Source organism: Cryobacterium sp. 10C3, from assembly GCF_034314285.1.
GTDB classification, from domain to species: Bacteria; Actinomycetota; Actinomycetes; order Actinomycetales; family Microbacteriaceae; genus Cryobacterium; species Cryobacterium glucosi.
Genome location: NZ_JAVIWF010000002.1, coordinates 1,033,689 through 1,046,483, shown reverse-complemented (window position 1 = coordinate 1,046,483; position 12,795 = coordinate 1,033,689). Strand labels below are relative to the sequence as shown.

At 68.3% G+C, this 12,795-nt stretch carries 16 protein-coding genes and 1 pseudogene; 9 read left to right on the top strand and 8 right to left on the bottom strand.

All coding sequences use genetic code 11. From position 1 onward, the window contains the following. Positions 1–76 precede the first annotated feature (76 nt). The 5 genes from RGU41_RS05620 to dut all read right to left on the bottom strand — a co-directional run bounded on the left by RGU41_RS05620 (position 77) and on the right by dut (position 4,401). Entirely contained in the window at positions 77–2,458 is a 2,382-nt protein-coding gene (locus RGU41_RS05620; RefSeq protein ID WP_322135760.1) for an HAD-IC family P-type ATPase, read from the bottom strand. Between the two features lie 37 nt (positions 2,459–2,495). Continuing rightward, positions 2,496–2,984, bottom strand: a complete 489-nt coding sequence (locus RGU41_RS05615) for a DUF3159 domain-containing protein (RefSeq protein WP_322135759.1) — start codon at positions 2,982–2,984, stop codon at positions 2,496–2,498. After that, positions 2,981–3,184, bottom strand: a complete 204-nt coding sequence (locus RGU41_RS05610; protein WP_322135758.1) for a hypothetical protein — start codon at positions 3,182–3,184, stop codon at positions 2,981–2,983. The genes RGU41_RS05615 and RGU41_RS05610 overlap by 4 nt, the downstream gene beginning before the upstream one ends. Before the next feature lie 102 nt (positions 3,185–3,286). After that, on the bottom strand, positions 3,287–3,916 hold the full coding sequence (locus RGU41_RS05605) for a DUF3710 domain-containing protein (RefSeq protein ID WP_134447986.1): 630 nt from the start codon (positions 3,914–3,916) through the stop codon (positions 3,287–3,289). Beyond that, entirely contained in the window at positions 3,913–4,401 is a 489-nt protein-coding gene (dut, locus tag RGU41_RS05600; RefSeq protein WP_241975429.1) for a dUTP diphosphatase, read from the bottom strand. Before dut ends, RGU41_RS05605 begins: the two co-directional genes overlap by 4 nt. Positions 4,402–4,439: 38 nt before the next feature. On the opposite strand from dut, the gene RGU41_RS05595 reads away from it, so the two are divergent. Continuing rightward, entirely contained in the window at positions 4,440–4,895 is a 456-nt protein-coding gene (locus tag RGU41_RS05595; RefSeq protein ID WP_322135757.1) for a DUF3093 domain-containing protein, read from the top strand. A 9-nt stretch (positions 4,896–4,904) separates the two neighbouring features. Here RGU41_RS05595 and RGU41_RS05590 read toward each other — a convergent pair whose 3' ends face one another. Further along, positions 4,905–5,198, bottom strand: coding sequence for a DUF4193 domain-containing protein (locus RGU41_RS05590; protein ID WP_134447980.1), 294 nt, complete (start codon positions 5,196–5,198; stop codon positions 4,905–4,907). A 198-nt stretch (positions 5,199–5,396) separates the two neighbouring features. Between RGU41_RS05590 and sepH the strand changes: the two genes are divergently transcribed. The 6 genes and pseudogenes from sepH (at position 5,397) to RGU41_RS05560 (ending at position 9,228) form a co-directional block, all read left to right on the top strand. Beyond that, positions 5,397–6,071, top strand: a complete 675-nt coding sequence (gene sepH / locus RGU41_RS05585; RefSeq protein ID WP_322135756.1) for a septation protein SepH — start codon at positions 5,397–5,399, stop codon at positions 6,069–6,071. Beyond that, positions 6,068–6,511 (top strand): hypothetical protein, encoded by a 444-nt coding sequence (locus tag RGU41_RS05580; RefSeq protein ID WP_322135755.1) that lies wholly within the window; start codon positions 6,068–6,070, stop codon positions 6,509–6,511. Before sepH ends, RGU41_RS05580 begins: the two co-directional genes overlap by 4 nt. Positions 6,512–6,664: 153 nt before the next feature. Further along, positions 6,665–6,967 (top strand): hypothetical protein, encoded by a 303-nt coding sequence (locus tag RGU41_RS05575; protein WP_241987333.1) that lies wholly within the window; start codon positions 6,665–6,667, stop codon positions 6,965–6,967. Positions 6,968–7,012: 45 nt separating this feature from the next. Further along, the gene (locus RGU41_RS05570) at positions 7,013–8,185 is read left to right on the top strand and encodes a winged helix DNA-binding domain-containing protein (RefSeq protein ID WP_322135754.1); all 1,173 of its coding nucleotides are present in this window, start codon (positions 7,013–7,015) and stop codon (positions 8,183–8,185) included. Between the two features lie 79 nt (positions 8,186–8,264). After that, positions 8,265–8,588, top strand: a pseudogene (locus RGU41_RS05565) (FUSC family protein); the annotation flags it as partial. A 220-nt stretch (positions 8,589–8,808) separates the two neighbouring features. After that, complete coding sequence (locus RGU41_RS05560) at positions 8,809–9,228, top strand: hypothetical protein (protein ID WP_322137414.1); 420 nt, start codon at positions 8,809–8,811, stop codon at positions 9,226–9,228. 55 nt (positions 9,229–9,283) lie between these two features. Here RGU41_RS05560 and RGU41_RS05555 read toward each other — a convergent pair whose 3' ends face one another. Next, positions 9,284–9,847 (bottom strand): YceI family protein, encoded by a 564-nt coding sequence (locus RGU41_RS05555; protein ID WP_134559820.1) that lies wholly within the window; start codon positions 9,845–9,847, stop codon positions 9,284–9,286. Positions 9,848–9,991: 144 nt separating this feature from the next. On the opposite strand from RGU41_RS05555, the gene RGU41_RS05550 reads away from it, so the two are divergent. Together RGU41_RS05550 and RGU41_RS05545 are read left to right on the top strand one after the other, a co-directional pair. Beyond that, positions 9,992–10,783, top strand: a complete 792-nt coding sequence (locus RGU41_RS05550) for an oxygenase MpaB family protein (RefSeq protein WP_322135753.1) — start codon at positions 9,992–9,994, stop codon at positions 10,781–10,783. A 54-nt stretch (positions 10,784–10,837) separates the two neighbouring features. Further along, positions 10,838–12,220, top strand: coding sequence for a DUF2252 domain-containing protein (locus tag RGU41_RS05545; protein WP_322135752.1), 1,383 nt, complete (start codon positions 10,838–10,840; stop codon positions 12,218–12,220). A 13-nt stretch (positions 12,221–12,233) separates the two neighbouring features. Here the strand turns inward: RGU41_RS05545 and RGU41_RS05540 are convergent, their stop codons facing one another. Then, positions 12,234–12,770: a hypothetical protein gene (locus tag RGU41_RS05540; protein WP_134447966.1), complete on the bottom strand. Its 537-nt coding sequence runs from the start codon at positions 12,768–12,770 to the stop codon at positions 12,234–12,236. Positions 12,771–12,795: the final 25 nt, after the last annotated feature.

Sequence of the window (12,795 nt, the reverse complement as noted above, 5' to 3'; positions counted from 1 at the left end):
GATATCACCGTCAAACTATCTTGACGTAGAGATAACTCTAGCAGGGAGCGGCTGCCCGGTCTTCCCCTGGCGCGCCCTATTCGCGGTCGAAAACGAGACCGGTGCGCCGCGCATGCCGGTACATGAGCTCGATGCCCGCCGCTCCGAGCGCCCCGATGCCGATCCCGAAAAGCAACGGGAGGTCGAGGCGCACGTCGATGACGAAGAACGCCCGGGTGAACGGGATCGTGCACGCGAGCACCATCGCAGCGGCCATTCCCGTGACGAGGGCGAGACGGGGACCCGTGAGCGGCCGGGCGAGCACGCAGAGAATCCAGAGCGAGACGACGAAAAGCGCGATGGTCGTGACGCTCCGCGCCTCGTGGAGCGGAATCCTGCCGTAGAGGAAGAGGAACGTCACGAGGGCCGTCGCCGCGGCGATGGCGCCTGTCGGCACGGCGTAGCGGAGGATGCGGCGCAGGACCCCCGGGGTGTAGATCCGCCGGTTGGGCGCAAGCGCGAGCACGAACGAGGGGATGCCGATCGCGAGGCCGGAGACCAGCGTGAGCTGCCGGGGCAGGAACGGGAACGGCAAGGCGAGCAGGGAGGTCGTCAGGGCGATCAGGATGCCGTAGACCGTCTTGGACAGGAACAGGTTGGCGACGCGTTCGACGTTGGCGATGACCCTGCGACCGAGGCCGAGCACCTCGGGGAGGCGGTCGAAGCGGTTGTCGAGCAGGACGAGGCGCGACGCCGCCTTCGTGGCAGGGGTCGCAGACCCCATCGCGATGCCGAGGTCGGCGTCCTTGATCGCCATCGCGTCGTTGACGCCGTCCCCCGTCATCGCGACCGTCCGCCCCTGTCCCTGCAGCAGGGCGACGGCCGTCCGCTTCTGCTCGGGGCTGACCCGTCCGAACAGGCTCGTCGTTTCGAGCGCGGCCGCCAGTGCTTCGTCATCGTCGAGTTCTGCAGCGTTGACCGTCTCGCCGGCCACGCCGAGGCTGCGCGCGATCGCGGCGACCGTCACGGGGCTGTCCCCGGACATGACGATCACGCGCACCCCCTGCGTCGCGAAGTACCGCAGGGTCTCTGCCGCGTGCGGGCGAACCGATTCGCGGAACACCACGAGGCACACCGGTTCGAGGCTGGAGTGCTCCGGGTCGATCGCCGTGTCGAGGGGTGTCGTCCCGTCCAGGCGCACGAGCGCGAGGGTGCGGTGTCCCTCGGCGGCGATAGCGGATGCCGCCTCCAGCGATTCGGGGTGCGCCGCGAGCAGCCGCTCGGGGGCCCCGAAGAGCCACGACGAACTGCCGCGCCCGGGAAGGTCGAGGGTGATGCCGCTGAACTTGCGGGCGGAGCTGAACGGGAGCCGGGCGCCCACGACGGCCGCCCCCGGTTCGAAGTGCAGCCCGAGCACCCGCGCGGTGAGGTTCGCCGCATCGTCCGTGCCGATCAGGCCGAGCACGAGCCGGGCATCCGCTTCGTGCGCCGCCGACTGCACGACGAGCCTGTCGAAGTCGAGCGTGCCGCTCGTGAGGGTGCCGGTCTTGTCGAGGCAGAGCACGTCCACCCGCGCGAGCACCTCGACAGCGGCGAGTTCCTCGATGAGGACCTTGTGCCTGGCCAGCTGGATGGCGGCGAGGCCGAAGGCGAGGCTGATCAGGAGGACGAGGCCCTCGGGGATCATGCCGACGACGCCGGCCACCGAGTCGCGGAGTGCGCTTCGCCACGGAGCATCCGGCCCGGTGAAGAGCGCGTCGAGCCCGCCGTATGCCGCGATGCGCCCGATCAGGGTGAGGAGGATCACCGGGCCGAGCAGCCACGACAGCAGCACGAGGATGCGGTTGGTCGCCGCCCGGAGCTCGGAGTGGACGAGGGAGTGCCGCTTGATCTCGGCGGTGAGCCGGTTCGCATACGAGTCAGCACCCACGAACGTGAGCCGCGCGTAGCCGGAGCCGCCCGAGATGTACGAGCCGGACAGGAGTTCGTCGCCGACGACCTTGACGACCGGATCGGACTCCCCGGTGAGGAGGGACTCGTCCGCGACGAGGTCGTCTCCATCGAGGACGACGGCGTCAGCGGGCACCTGGTCGCCCGGACGGAGGATGAGCACGTCGTCCTGCACGACCAAGCCGAGCGGGACGATGTGCGCGAACCCATCGCGCTTGACCGCGACTTCGGGAACCGCGAGGAGCGCGAGGCGGTCGAGCACGAGCTTCGCACGGACCTCCTGCACGATCCCGATCAGCGCGTTCGCGACGACGACGAGGTAGAAGAGGCCGTCCCGGTAGTCGCCGAGCACGGCGACGGCGACGAAGCACACGGTCAGGATCGCGTTGAACAGGGTGAAGACGTTCTCCCGCAGGATGTCCGCCACCGTGCGCGACGTCGACTGCCGGACGTCGTTGCCTCGACCGTCCGCGAGCCGCTCGGCGATCTCGGCGTCGCTCAGCCCATCGTGAACCCCCGCGCCGGTCATGAAGCTGCGCCGGTCACGACGCTGCTGTGGTCATGGATCAGTTCCCGGATTCACCGTCGGCGGGCGGGCTCGGACGGTAGACGGACCGCACCATCAGCCACGACACGATGAGGAGCGGCGCATACAGCGGGATGCCCATCAGGAGCTTGGTCGCGCCGAGCCAGGCGACGTTGCCTGCGTAGTACAGCGGGAGTTCCACGGCGAGGCGCAGGAGGAACAGCCCTGCCCAGAGGGCGGTCAGCAGGGTGAGCACCCGGCGCTTGGACGGGTCGGACCGCCAGTTCACGCCGTCGCCGACCAGGAAGCCGACGGCGAGGCCGATGAGCGGCCACCCCACGATGATCGAGATCACGAGGGCTCCCCCGTACACGCCGTTGATCCAGAACCCGGAGAGGTAGAAGTCCTCTGCCTTTCCGGAGAGCAAGGCGAGCACGGCGCTGATGCCGATGCCGACGAGTCCGCCGACAGCCTGCGTCACGGTCTGCCTCGCCGCGACACGCAGGCCCGCCATCACGACACCGATCACGATCGGGGCGACGAGGAGGGAACCAGGGCCCGGGTCAGGGTGTACGTGACGAGGAAGACGAGCCCGGGCACCACGGCCTCGACCAGGCCGCGGATGCCGCCCATCGCTGCGAGCAGGGCGTGGCCGCTGATCGGCTCCCCCTCTGCAGCGGGCGAGAAGCCGGCACGTCGCGCCGCAGCGGCCATGCCGTCGGCGAACACGGCCTTCGGGGCCGGCTCCGCCGGGTGGGGGTCTCCGGCTCGTCGCGGGATGCTGGGGTGTCCGTCATGTCGGGGCGATCTTCCTGGCGGGAACGGGTGGGGTCAGGCGTCGGACGGTTCTGCGGGGCCGGCGGGCGTGACCGGCATGCGCAGCGGGATCAGGTCGCGCGGCGGCATCGGTGCGGACCCCCGCACGACGACGATGCTGCGGAAGAGGTCCTCGATCTGCGCGGCGGCGTCCGGGTTGATGGCGCCTTCGCCCGCGATCACTCCGCGGAGGAACCAGCGGGGGCCGTCGACGCCGATGAAACGGGCCAGCCTGCTGGTTTCGGAGGCGTCCTGGCCGGTGGCTACTGGGATCTCCGCGACGAGCTCCGGACCGAACGGTCCTTCTCGCAGCGTCGTCGTGCCGCCCTGCTTGCCGATCTGGTCCGCGATCTGGTCGCGGATCTCGTGCCACAGCCCACTCGACCGCGGTGCGGCGAACGGCTGGACCTGCAGGGTCGAACCGGCGTAGTCCAGGCCGATGGCCACGACCCGCTTGCTGCCCTCTTCGATCTCGAGGCGCAGGTGCAGGCCCTCGCGCGGCAGGACCTTGACGCCGCCGAGGTCGACGTACGGTCGCACCGGGTTCGCCTCGCTCTCGTCGAGGGGCCCCTCTGTCTCACGGTCCTCCGGCGCCGACTTGGGCAGTGGTTCCGGGAATTGGTCCGCATTCGCGACGTCGGTCACGGGGTGTCTCCTGACATTGGTGAGCCGGCGGTCTGCCGGCCGTTTCCCGATTCACTCACACCCGTTGATCCGAAGCCGCCCGCGCCGCGCTGGCTGTCTGGCAGCCGGTCGACGGGAATGAAAGCGGCCCGGGAGACGGGCGTGATGATGATCTGGGCAATGCGATCGCCCACGGCGATCGCAAAAGATTCGGTCTGGTCGGTGTTGAGCAGCGAGACCTTGATTTCGCCCCGGTAGCCGGCATCGACGGTACCCGGCGAGTTCACGATCGTGATGCCGTGCTTGGCCGCGAGGCCGCTGCGGGGCACGATGAACGCCGCATAACCGTCCGGGAGGGCGATCGACACGCCGGTCCCGACCAGGGCACGCTCGCCGGGGGCAAGAACACGCTCTTCAGCCGAGTGCAGATCTGCTCCGGCGTCGCCCGGATGCGCGTACCGCGGAACGATGGATGCGGTTATCAACACTTCGACGCTTTCTGCCACGTGTCGAGGGTAGTGCAGAAGTCTGATCGAATAGAGCCATGCCTGAATATCGTGAAAGACTCTGGGCCTCACCAGCCCCATTCCTCGCGACCGCACTGCTGATGCCGGCGAGCATCCTCGTTTTCGCACCGATCTCGATGCTCTGGGGAATCATCATCGCCATCGTGCTCTACGGTGCCGCTATCCTCACGCTGCTGCTGACTGCTCCGGTCGTCTCCGTCGCGGACGGTGTCTTCACGGCGGGTCGCGCGCGAATAGGAACGGAGCTGATCGGGGAGGCCGTGCCCTTCGAGGCCGCAGAAGCGACGCTCGAGCGCGGGCGCAGGCTCGACGCGCGGGCCTGGCTGTTGATCAGGGGCTGGATCGGTCCCGTCGTGCGGGTCCCGATCGAGGATCCCCAGGATCCGGCACCGTACTGGCTCGTCTCGACACGCCACCCAACGACGTTGGCCGCCGCGATCAATGGATCACGACGGCCGGCATCAAGTAACTAAAACGCGCTTTTAGGAGTCGCACTCCAGGCAGACCGGGCCGAGCTTGGTCTCGTGCGACATCTGCGAGCGGTGCTTCACGAGGAAGCACTCTACGCAGGTGAATTCATCGGCCTGCGGGGGCAGGACGACGACATCGAGGTCGAGGTCGGACAGATCGGCACCGGGTAAATCGAACCCACCGGGGTTGTCTGAGTCGTCTACATCCACGACGCCAGACATCTTGTCCGGTACGCGCTCCTTGAGGGCCTCAATCGACTCAGAGTCGTCTTCGGACTTTCGGGGTGCGTCGTAATCGGTTGCCATGCCCATCCATTCATTCATTTAATGCCGATTAACGAAATCAGCGGGCACAGTTTGCAACAATCCCGAAGGAATAGCAAACTCTCGCCGCTGATAACTTCGGCTGAGTGGTCAACTTACGGCACGCCCGGCGTATTCCCCGGAATGAGGGGCGTTTCATGACAGTGTTGGCCAATCAGTGATCGCGAGAGGGCTTTCGCCATGCAGGATTTGAAGGTAATCGGAGTAGAGAACGGCGCGCTGCTTGCAGCGAGCGAGGATGGTGACCGTTTTCGGATCCCCATCGACGAGGTTCTCCAGTCCCGGCTTCGCCAAACCCAGATAGAACACACCCCGAAAACAAAGCTGTCCCCGCGGGACGTGCAAGCGCACATCCGTTCCGGCATGTCGGCTGAGGACGTCGCCGCCGTGACGGGAGCCCCGATCGACTTCGTCCGTCGCTTCGAGGGTCCGGTTGTCGCCGAACGCGAGTACATCGTCTCGTGCGCCCTCGGCGTGCCCGTCCACACCGCGATCGAGCCCGATCCCGGAGAGGGATCCGCGACGTTCGGCGGCGTCATCCGCGAGCGCCTCGCCTCCCTCGGGGCAACGGACGAACGCTGGGCCAGCTGGAAGGAACCCGGCGCCGGCTGGATCGTCAAGCTTGCCTTCACCGCGGACGACATCGACCACGATGCCCGCTGGTCCTTCGAACCGAAGAAGAACGCGCTCTCCCCCTCGGCAACGAGGCCATCGCACTCTCCCAGCAGGGCGAGCTCAAGGGCGCGCTCATCCCCCGCCTCCGCGCGGTCGGCGCGGAGACGAGCCCCGCCGACGTGTCCCGCTTCGACAGCGGCGCATTCACGTTCAAGGAGTCGCTGCCGGACGAGCTCATGAACGACACGGCGCCCCAGTTGGATCCGATCCCCTATTCCCGCTCGGCCGGAACGACGGAAGCCGTGTCCAAGGCGGCTATCAAGCGTGCCGCAGAACCGCCCAAGAGCCTGAGCGAGACCGCGGACCTGCTCGAGTCCCTGCGCCGCCGCCGCGGCGAGCGTGAAGCCGCCGTCCTCGGCTCAGGCGCCCCCGTCCCGGACTCCCGGGGCGAAGCGCCGGCACCGGGCGGACCGCGACTCATCGACGACCCGGCCCAGGCCTCCGTCGCCGACACCCCGGTCGAGGCCCCGCGTACGGACCCGACCCGCAACGCCTGGGCCTCCCAGGCTGCCACCGGGCAGCCGCGCAACACCGGCAACCTCGGAAAGCGTGGACGCGCCTCGATGCCGAGCTGGGACGAAATCGTCTTCGGCGCCCGCACCGACGACGACCTCGCCTGAGCGCTCACCTCCTCCTCCTCCCCCGCTTCCGTCCTCCGCGGGCGGGGACCCGGCCCGGCCACGATCCGACTTCGTCGCCGTGGCTGGTATTCGGCGGGCCTCGTTGTTATAGTTTTATCGAACATACGTTCGATACGGCAGGCGAGGTGATCAGTGGTCCCGATCGACGGGCAACACCCTGAACCCGTCACGGTCCAGACGAACAGCAGGGGAGAACCCCGCCGGATCCTCTGGCGCTCGCGACGATTCCGGGTGACGGACACGCCGACCGCCCTCGTCGGCACGGCGGACTGGTGGCGCCCCTTCGCGCCGAACACCTTCGGTGTCGGGCATCCGCCGCTGTGCATCGCCGGCTGGCGGTTCCAGGCGACGGCGGAGGACGGCGAAACGCACGTCTTCGACGTGCGCCATGCGACGGAAGACGACGACTGGTTGCTGCTGCGGACCTTCGACTGACCCGGCCGGTTCCACAGTGTCCCCGCCCGGCGTCATACTGGCCGCATGCCCACGCGTGCCTCCCGCTCCGATGTCCTGCGCCTCCGACTGGTGAGCCACGGGCTTTCCGCGCCCGCAGGAGAGGCCGGCGGGCCGGACGGCTTGCTCGCCGTGGTCGAGCGGATGCTCGCGGTGCAGGCCCAGGACCTTCCCGCGGCGAGCTGGGCGCTCGGGGTGCGCTCCCCAGGCACCGTCGCCGCCGACGTCCTGTCCGCGCTCGATGCCGGGTCGATCGTGCGTTCGTATCCGATGCGCGGAACGCTGCACCTGGTCCCCGCGACCGACGTCCGGTGGATGCTGGACCTCACCGCCGCAAAGGTGCTCGCATCGATGGCGACCAGGCAGAGACAACTCGGGCTCGACGACACCATCATCGCCGCGGCCGCGGAGGCGGCCACCGGCCTCCTCTCCGGCGGCAGGCGCCTCAGCCGCACCCCGTTCCTCGCCGGGCTGCGGTCCGCGGGGATCAACCCCGACGGCCAGCGCGGCTATCACCTGATCGCCGCCCTCGCGCTCGCGGGTCTCGTGGTCTGGGGTCCCAACCAGGACGGCCAGCCTGCGCTCGCCCTGCTCGACGAGTGGGCGCCCGCGCAGCGCCGCCTCGACCGAAGTGAGGGACTCGCCGAGTTCCTCGTCCGCTACCTGGATGGCCACGGCCCCGCGACCCTGCGCGACTTCGCGGCGTGGACCCAGCTCACGGTCGCTGACGCCCGGGTCGCTCTCGCGGAAGCCGGCGACCGGCTGGAGGAGCTCGAGGTGGACGGCGAGACCCTGCTCCTCCCCGCGGCCACGGAACGCGGCACCCTCGGCTCGCGACCGGCACAGCGCACGCCCGTGCTCGCGCTGCCCGGCTTCGACGAGTACCTGCTTGGCTACCGCGACCGGTCGTACGTCGTGGACGACGCCGATTTCCCGCGGGTCGTTCCCGGTCTCAACGGGATCTTCCTGCCGCTCATCGTCGCGGACGGGCGCGTGATCGGCACCTGGCGGAAAGAAACCACGCGCACCAGGGCGGCCGGACCGACCGTCGCGGTCGAGGCTGCGCCGTTCGGCACCCTCACCGCACGGCGAACCACCGGCTTCGCCAGGGCGATCCGTGACTATTCCGCCTTCACCGGACTTCCCACGACGATCACTCCCCCGACTGCCCCTTCCGCTCGAGCGGGCACGATATCCTGAACGGGTGAGAATATCGGCCCGCGTTCGATCCTCGAGCCGGATTCCGTTGCTCCAGGCTGTGAAGACCTCCCTCGCCGTCATGCTCGGCTGGGTGCTGTCGCAGGGACTCCTGCACACTGAGCTCCCAATCTTCGCCGCGATCGCGGCGCTTCTCGTCGTGCAGCCGAACATCAACCAGACCCTCGGCCGGGCGATCGAGCGCAGCCTCGGCGTCGTCGGCGGGGTGCTCGTCGCCTACGGCGTCGGCGTAGCATTCGGCAAGTCGAGCTGGATCGTGCTGCTCGCGATCGTATTCTGCATCCTGCTCGCCTGGGCGCTCCGCCTGGCCCCGAGCTCGGCGAGCCAGATCCCGATCAGCGCCATGATGGTGCTCTCCATCGGAGCCACGACGCCGGAATACGCCAGGGATCGCATCATCGAGACGATGATCGGCGCCGCGGCCGCACTGCTCGTCAATGCGCTCATCGTGCCGCCGGTGCTGCTCGCGCCCGCGCACGAGACGGTCATCCGCCTCGCTCGCGAGGTCGCGGACACCCTGGACCGCATCGTCGACGCGCTGCGCTTCCCGCAGACGCAGACGCAGATCGAGGAGATGATGATCAACGGCGCGGCTGCTCAGGCCGATGCTGAACAAGGCGGAGAAAGCCCTCAAATCAGCGGAGGAGAGCCTGACCCTGAACCCGCGCCACACCACGAACCGACGCCTGCTCGACGTCGACGAGGAGTTCTACAACCGGCTGACCTCTCTCGTGACCCGTGCGATCGGCATGACGAGGTCGCTCAGGGACCACTACGACCATTCCCTGCATCTCGAGCCGACGGTGCTCGCGATCACCGTCGAGCTGAGCCGCTCCGCGCACGACCTCCGGCTCCTCGCTGCGGAGGCGGACTATCCCGATCGGGATCACCTGCCCGTCGCGGTGGAACCGCCCGCCCTGACCGAACCGCTCCTGATCATGACGCCGCATCCGCAGCACTGGATCCTGATCGGATCGCTCATGGAGGACCTGCGGAGGGTCCGCGAAGAGATCAAGGGCGAGTAGTAGCCCAAAAAAGGGGCCCCACCGAAGTGGGACCCCTTTTCACGAACCGGGAAGACTACGCCTGGTTGAGGACGGCCTGCAGCTCGATCGTGATGGTGACCTTTTCACCGAGGAGGAAGCCGCCGGTCTCAAGCGCTGCGTTGTAGTTGAGGCCGAAGTCGGCGCGGGTGATCTCGGTCTTGGCCGTTGCACCGGCCTTGTAGTTGCCGTACGGGTCGGTGCCGAAGCCGCCGAACTCGAAGTCGAAGGTGACGGGCTTGGTGACGCCCTTGATCGTGAGGTTGCCGTCGACGAGGAACTCGCCCTTGACTTCACGGACACCGGTGGAGACGAAGTCGATCGTCGGGTAGGTCTCGGCCTCGAAGAAGTCGCCGGTGCGGAGGTGGCCGTCGCGGTTGGCTTCGTTGGTGTTGATCGAAGCGACGTCTGCCGAGGCGGTGACGACGGAGTCGAGGGGGTTCTCGCCGGTGACGAAGGTCGCTGCGAAGGTGTCGAACGTGCCCTTGACCTTGCTGATCATGATGTGGCGGATGCTGAAGCCGACCTCGGAGTGGGTCGGGTCGATTGTCCAGGTTCCGGCCTTGTAGCCCGGGATGGTCGTCGCGGTGGTTTCGGTCATGATGCTCCTCAAGTCTGCGTGACGGATGGATCGCCGCCCTCGGATACATGCAAGCGCATAGAGAGCGGGTTTATTCCGGATCGGGGAGAAACTCCCGAAATACTTTTGCCGGACTACACTCGGCCATCACAGGGGAGGCCGGTCATGCTGCAGCTTCGGGACATCGCGGGCGAAGCCGTCATGCTGCTCGCGGGCGGTCGCTCCATCCTGCTCCAGCTCGCGGATCCGGCGATCGGGCACGGGGTCGCCCACCACAGCGATTTCGAGAACCGGCCGCTCGACCGGCTGGCCGGCACCCTGAGCTACGCATACGCCGTGACCTGCGGCACTCCCGATCAGGCAAGGGCTGCGGTCCGGCGGGTGAACCGGGCCCACGTTCCCGTCGTCGGCGTGGCAGCCGGCGGGGCGCCAGCGTACAACGCCTTCACGCCCGAGCTGCAGCTCTGGGTGGCCGCGACGCTCTACGACTCGGCCGTCGGCATGTACGAACGGGTGTTCGGAGCGTTCGACGAAGGCACCGCCGAGTCCCTGTACCGGGAATACGCGGTGCTCGGCACGGCTCTGCAGGTGCCCGAAGCGCTGTGGCCGCGCGATCGGGCGGCCTTCGCGACCTACTGGCAGGAGAGGCTCGATGGGCTCCGGACGGATGACACCACCCGGGAGGTCGCCAGACGGCTCCTGTACCCCCGCAGCGGGCCGCTGCTGTTGCGCCTGGCCATGCCCCTCGCTCGCCTGGTCACCGTCGGACTGCTGCCACCCTCCGTGCGCGACCTGTTCGACCTGAGCTGGTCTCCTCGTCGGCAACGCCGCTTCGACCGGATGCTGCGCCTCACGATCCGCGTCTACACGCTGCTCCCGAGGCGCGTGCGGCACTGGCCGCGCGACCACTACCTCGGCTCCCCCACTCCGTCAGCCGCACGGATTCGTGTTCGCTGATCCGTTTCGCTGATCCGTGGAACGCCGCGTTTGTCGGGGCGATACACTCTCGCCATGGACAGCACGACGGACACCGTTCGCCCCACGACGACGCAGCATGAAGAGCTGGGCCGTGCAGCGCGGATGCGGCTGCCGCGATCGTCGCTCGCCGCCTGGGAGGCCCCGGCGAATCGCTCCGATCCGGTGGACCTGCTCCTGGGTCAGGCGAGCACGAGAGACCCGTCCCTGATCCCGCTGCGGCATGCCCGGATGGGCGTGTCACCGTTCACGTTCTTCCGTGGAACGGCGCTCGTGATGGCGCGGGACCTCGCCGCGCTTCCGGACACGGGGCTCGGCACCCAGCTCTGCGGTGACGCGCACCTGTCCAATTTCGGCCTGTTCGCGAGCGAGGACCGCCGCGTCGTCTTCGACGTCAACGATTTCGACGAGACCTGGCGCGGACCCTTCGAGTGGGACGTGAAGCGTCTGGCGACCTCGTTCGTCCTCGCCGCTGCCGACGCCGGCCTGCCTGCCGAGATCGGCAGGGCTGCTGCCCTCGAGGCCGCGCACAGCTATCGCAGCACGATCGCGGACTATTCGAGTATGCCCATCATGCGCGTCTGGTACGACCGGATGGAATCGAGCCACGTCGAAGCCATCATCTCCGCGTCGACGGGCAAGACCGGTCGCCGCGCGGTCAGGGACAGCGTCGCCAAGGCGGAGACCCGCGACACCTGGTCCGTCGTGCGCAAGCTCACCCGGGTGGTGGACGGGCACCGGCGGTTCCTCGACCAGCCGCCGCTGCTGACCAGGATCCCGCTCGCCGGCTCGACGGCCGAAATCGTCGAGGCGACCTTCGCCGCCTATCGCGCATCGCTCAACGAAAGCCGCAGGCGCCTGCTCGACCGGTTCCACATCATCGACTTCGCCCACAAGGTCGTCGGGGTCGGCAGCGTTGGCCTGTACTCCTGGGTCGTCCTGCTCGAAGGGATCGGACCGGAAGACGTGCTCGTGCTCCAGCTCAAGGAGGCACAGCGATCGGTGATCGACCGGAGTGACACGGCGACGGGGTCGCACGCGGGGCCCGCCCATTCCGGCCAGCGCGTCGTCGAGGGCCAGCGCCTGATGCAGGCCTCGGGAGACGTGTTCCTCGGTTGGGCGACGACCCCGCTCGGCGGGCAGTACTACGGGCGTCAGCTGCGCGACATGAAGTGGTCGCCCGATCCTGCGACGTTCACCGCGGCAGGGCTGCTCGCCTATGCCCGGCTGACCGGCACGACACTCGCGCGCGCCCACGCCCGCTCCGGAGACCCGGTGCCGATCGCCGCCTACCTGGGCCTGGGCGGCAAGGCCGACAGGGCGTTCGCCGACTTCGCGGTCGCATACGCGGAGCAGGCCACGGCGGACTACGCCGGTTTCGTCGCCGCGACCAGGTCAGGGCGCCTCGTCAGCGCTTAGTGGAAACCGTCGCCTAGAAGAAACCGTCCGGCGTGCCCGCCGCCTTGGTGACCTCATCGGTGCCGATGTGGGCTGCGGTGAGCTTGGCCATCGCCACGCGGAGTCCCGATTCCATCTGGGCAGCCCAGACCTCGGTCTCCCGGCTCGACGCGTCCGCGACGTCGGCCCGCTTGATCGCGGTCTCCTTCTCGGCGCGCTCGTTCTTGACCTGCTGGATGCTCAGGGTGATTCCGTAGTACGCCGCGACCATCGACGCGATCGGAGTCGCGAAGACGGCGAGGGCGTTGATGCTCTCGCTCGAGACGCCGACGAGGATCATCACGACGAACGCCAGTCCGAGCATCCCGATGGCGGCGAGCACGACGAGCGCAGTGCGCGACGCGCCGCTCCCGCTGGCCGAAACGGCGGATGCCGGCCGAGGCTGCTTCTCCGGCGGGGCCGAGATCGCCCGGGACCCGGTCTCCGTTCCAACGACCGGGGTCACGGCCGTGTTGTCACCCGTGTTGTACGGGGTGGTGCGGTTGAAGTTCTCTGTCGGAAAATCAGTCATGGTGGTACTCCGTCATCCCTGTGGT

Bases quoted from the DNA above. Each gene is read 5' to 3' on its own strand.
- RGU41_RS05620 (WP_322135760.1), bottom strand. From the start codon at position 2,458: ATGACCGGCGCGGGGGTTCACGATGGGCTGAGCGACGCCGAGATCGCC.
- RGU41_RS05595 (WP_322135757.1), top strand. From the start codon at position 4,440: ATGCCTGAATATCGTGAAAGACTCTGGGCCTCACCAGCCCCATTCCTC.
- RGU41_RS05590 (WP_134447980.1), bottom strand. From the start codon at position 5,198: ATGGCAACCGATTACGACGCACCCCGAAAGTCCGAAGACGACTCTGAG.
- sepH (WP_322135756.1), top strand. From the start codon at position 5,397: ATGCAGGATTTGAAGGTAATCGGAGTAGAGAACGGCGCGCTGCTTGCA.
- RGU41_RS05580 (WP_322135755.1), top strand. From the start codon at position 6,068: ATGAACGACACGGCGCCCCAGTTGGATCCGATCCCCTATTCCCGCTCG.
- RGU41_RS05570 (WP_322135754.1), top strand. From the start codon at position 7,013: ATGCCCACGCGTGCCTCCCGCTCCGATGTCCTGCGCCTCCGACTGGTG.
- RGU41_RS05560 (WP_322137414.1), top strand. From the start codon at position 8,809: ATGCTGAACAAGGCGGAGAAAGCCCTCAAATCAGCGGAGGAGAGCCTG.
- RGU41_RS05555 (WP_134559820.1), bottom strand. From the start codon at position 9,847: ATGACCGAAACCACCGCGACGACCATCCCGGGCTACAAGGCCGGAACC.
- RGU41_RS05550 (WP_322135753.1), top strand. From the start codon at position 9,992: ATGCTGCAGCTTCGGGACATCGCGGGCGAAGCCGTCATGCTGCTCGCG.
- RGU41_RS05545 (WP_322135752.1), top strand. From the start codon at position 10,838: ATGGACAGCACGACGGACACCGTTCGCCCCACGACGACGCAGCATGAA.
- RGU41_RS05540 (WP_134447966.1), bottom strand. From the start codon at position 12,770: ATGACTGATTTTCCGACAGAGAACTTCAACCGCACCACCCCGTACAAC.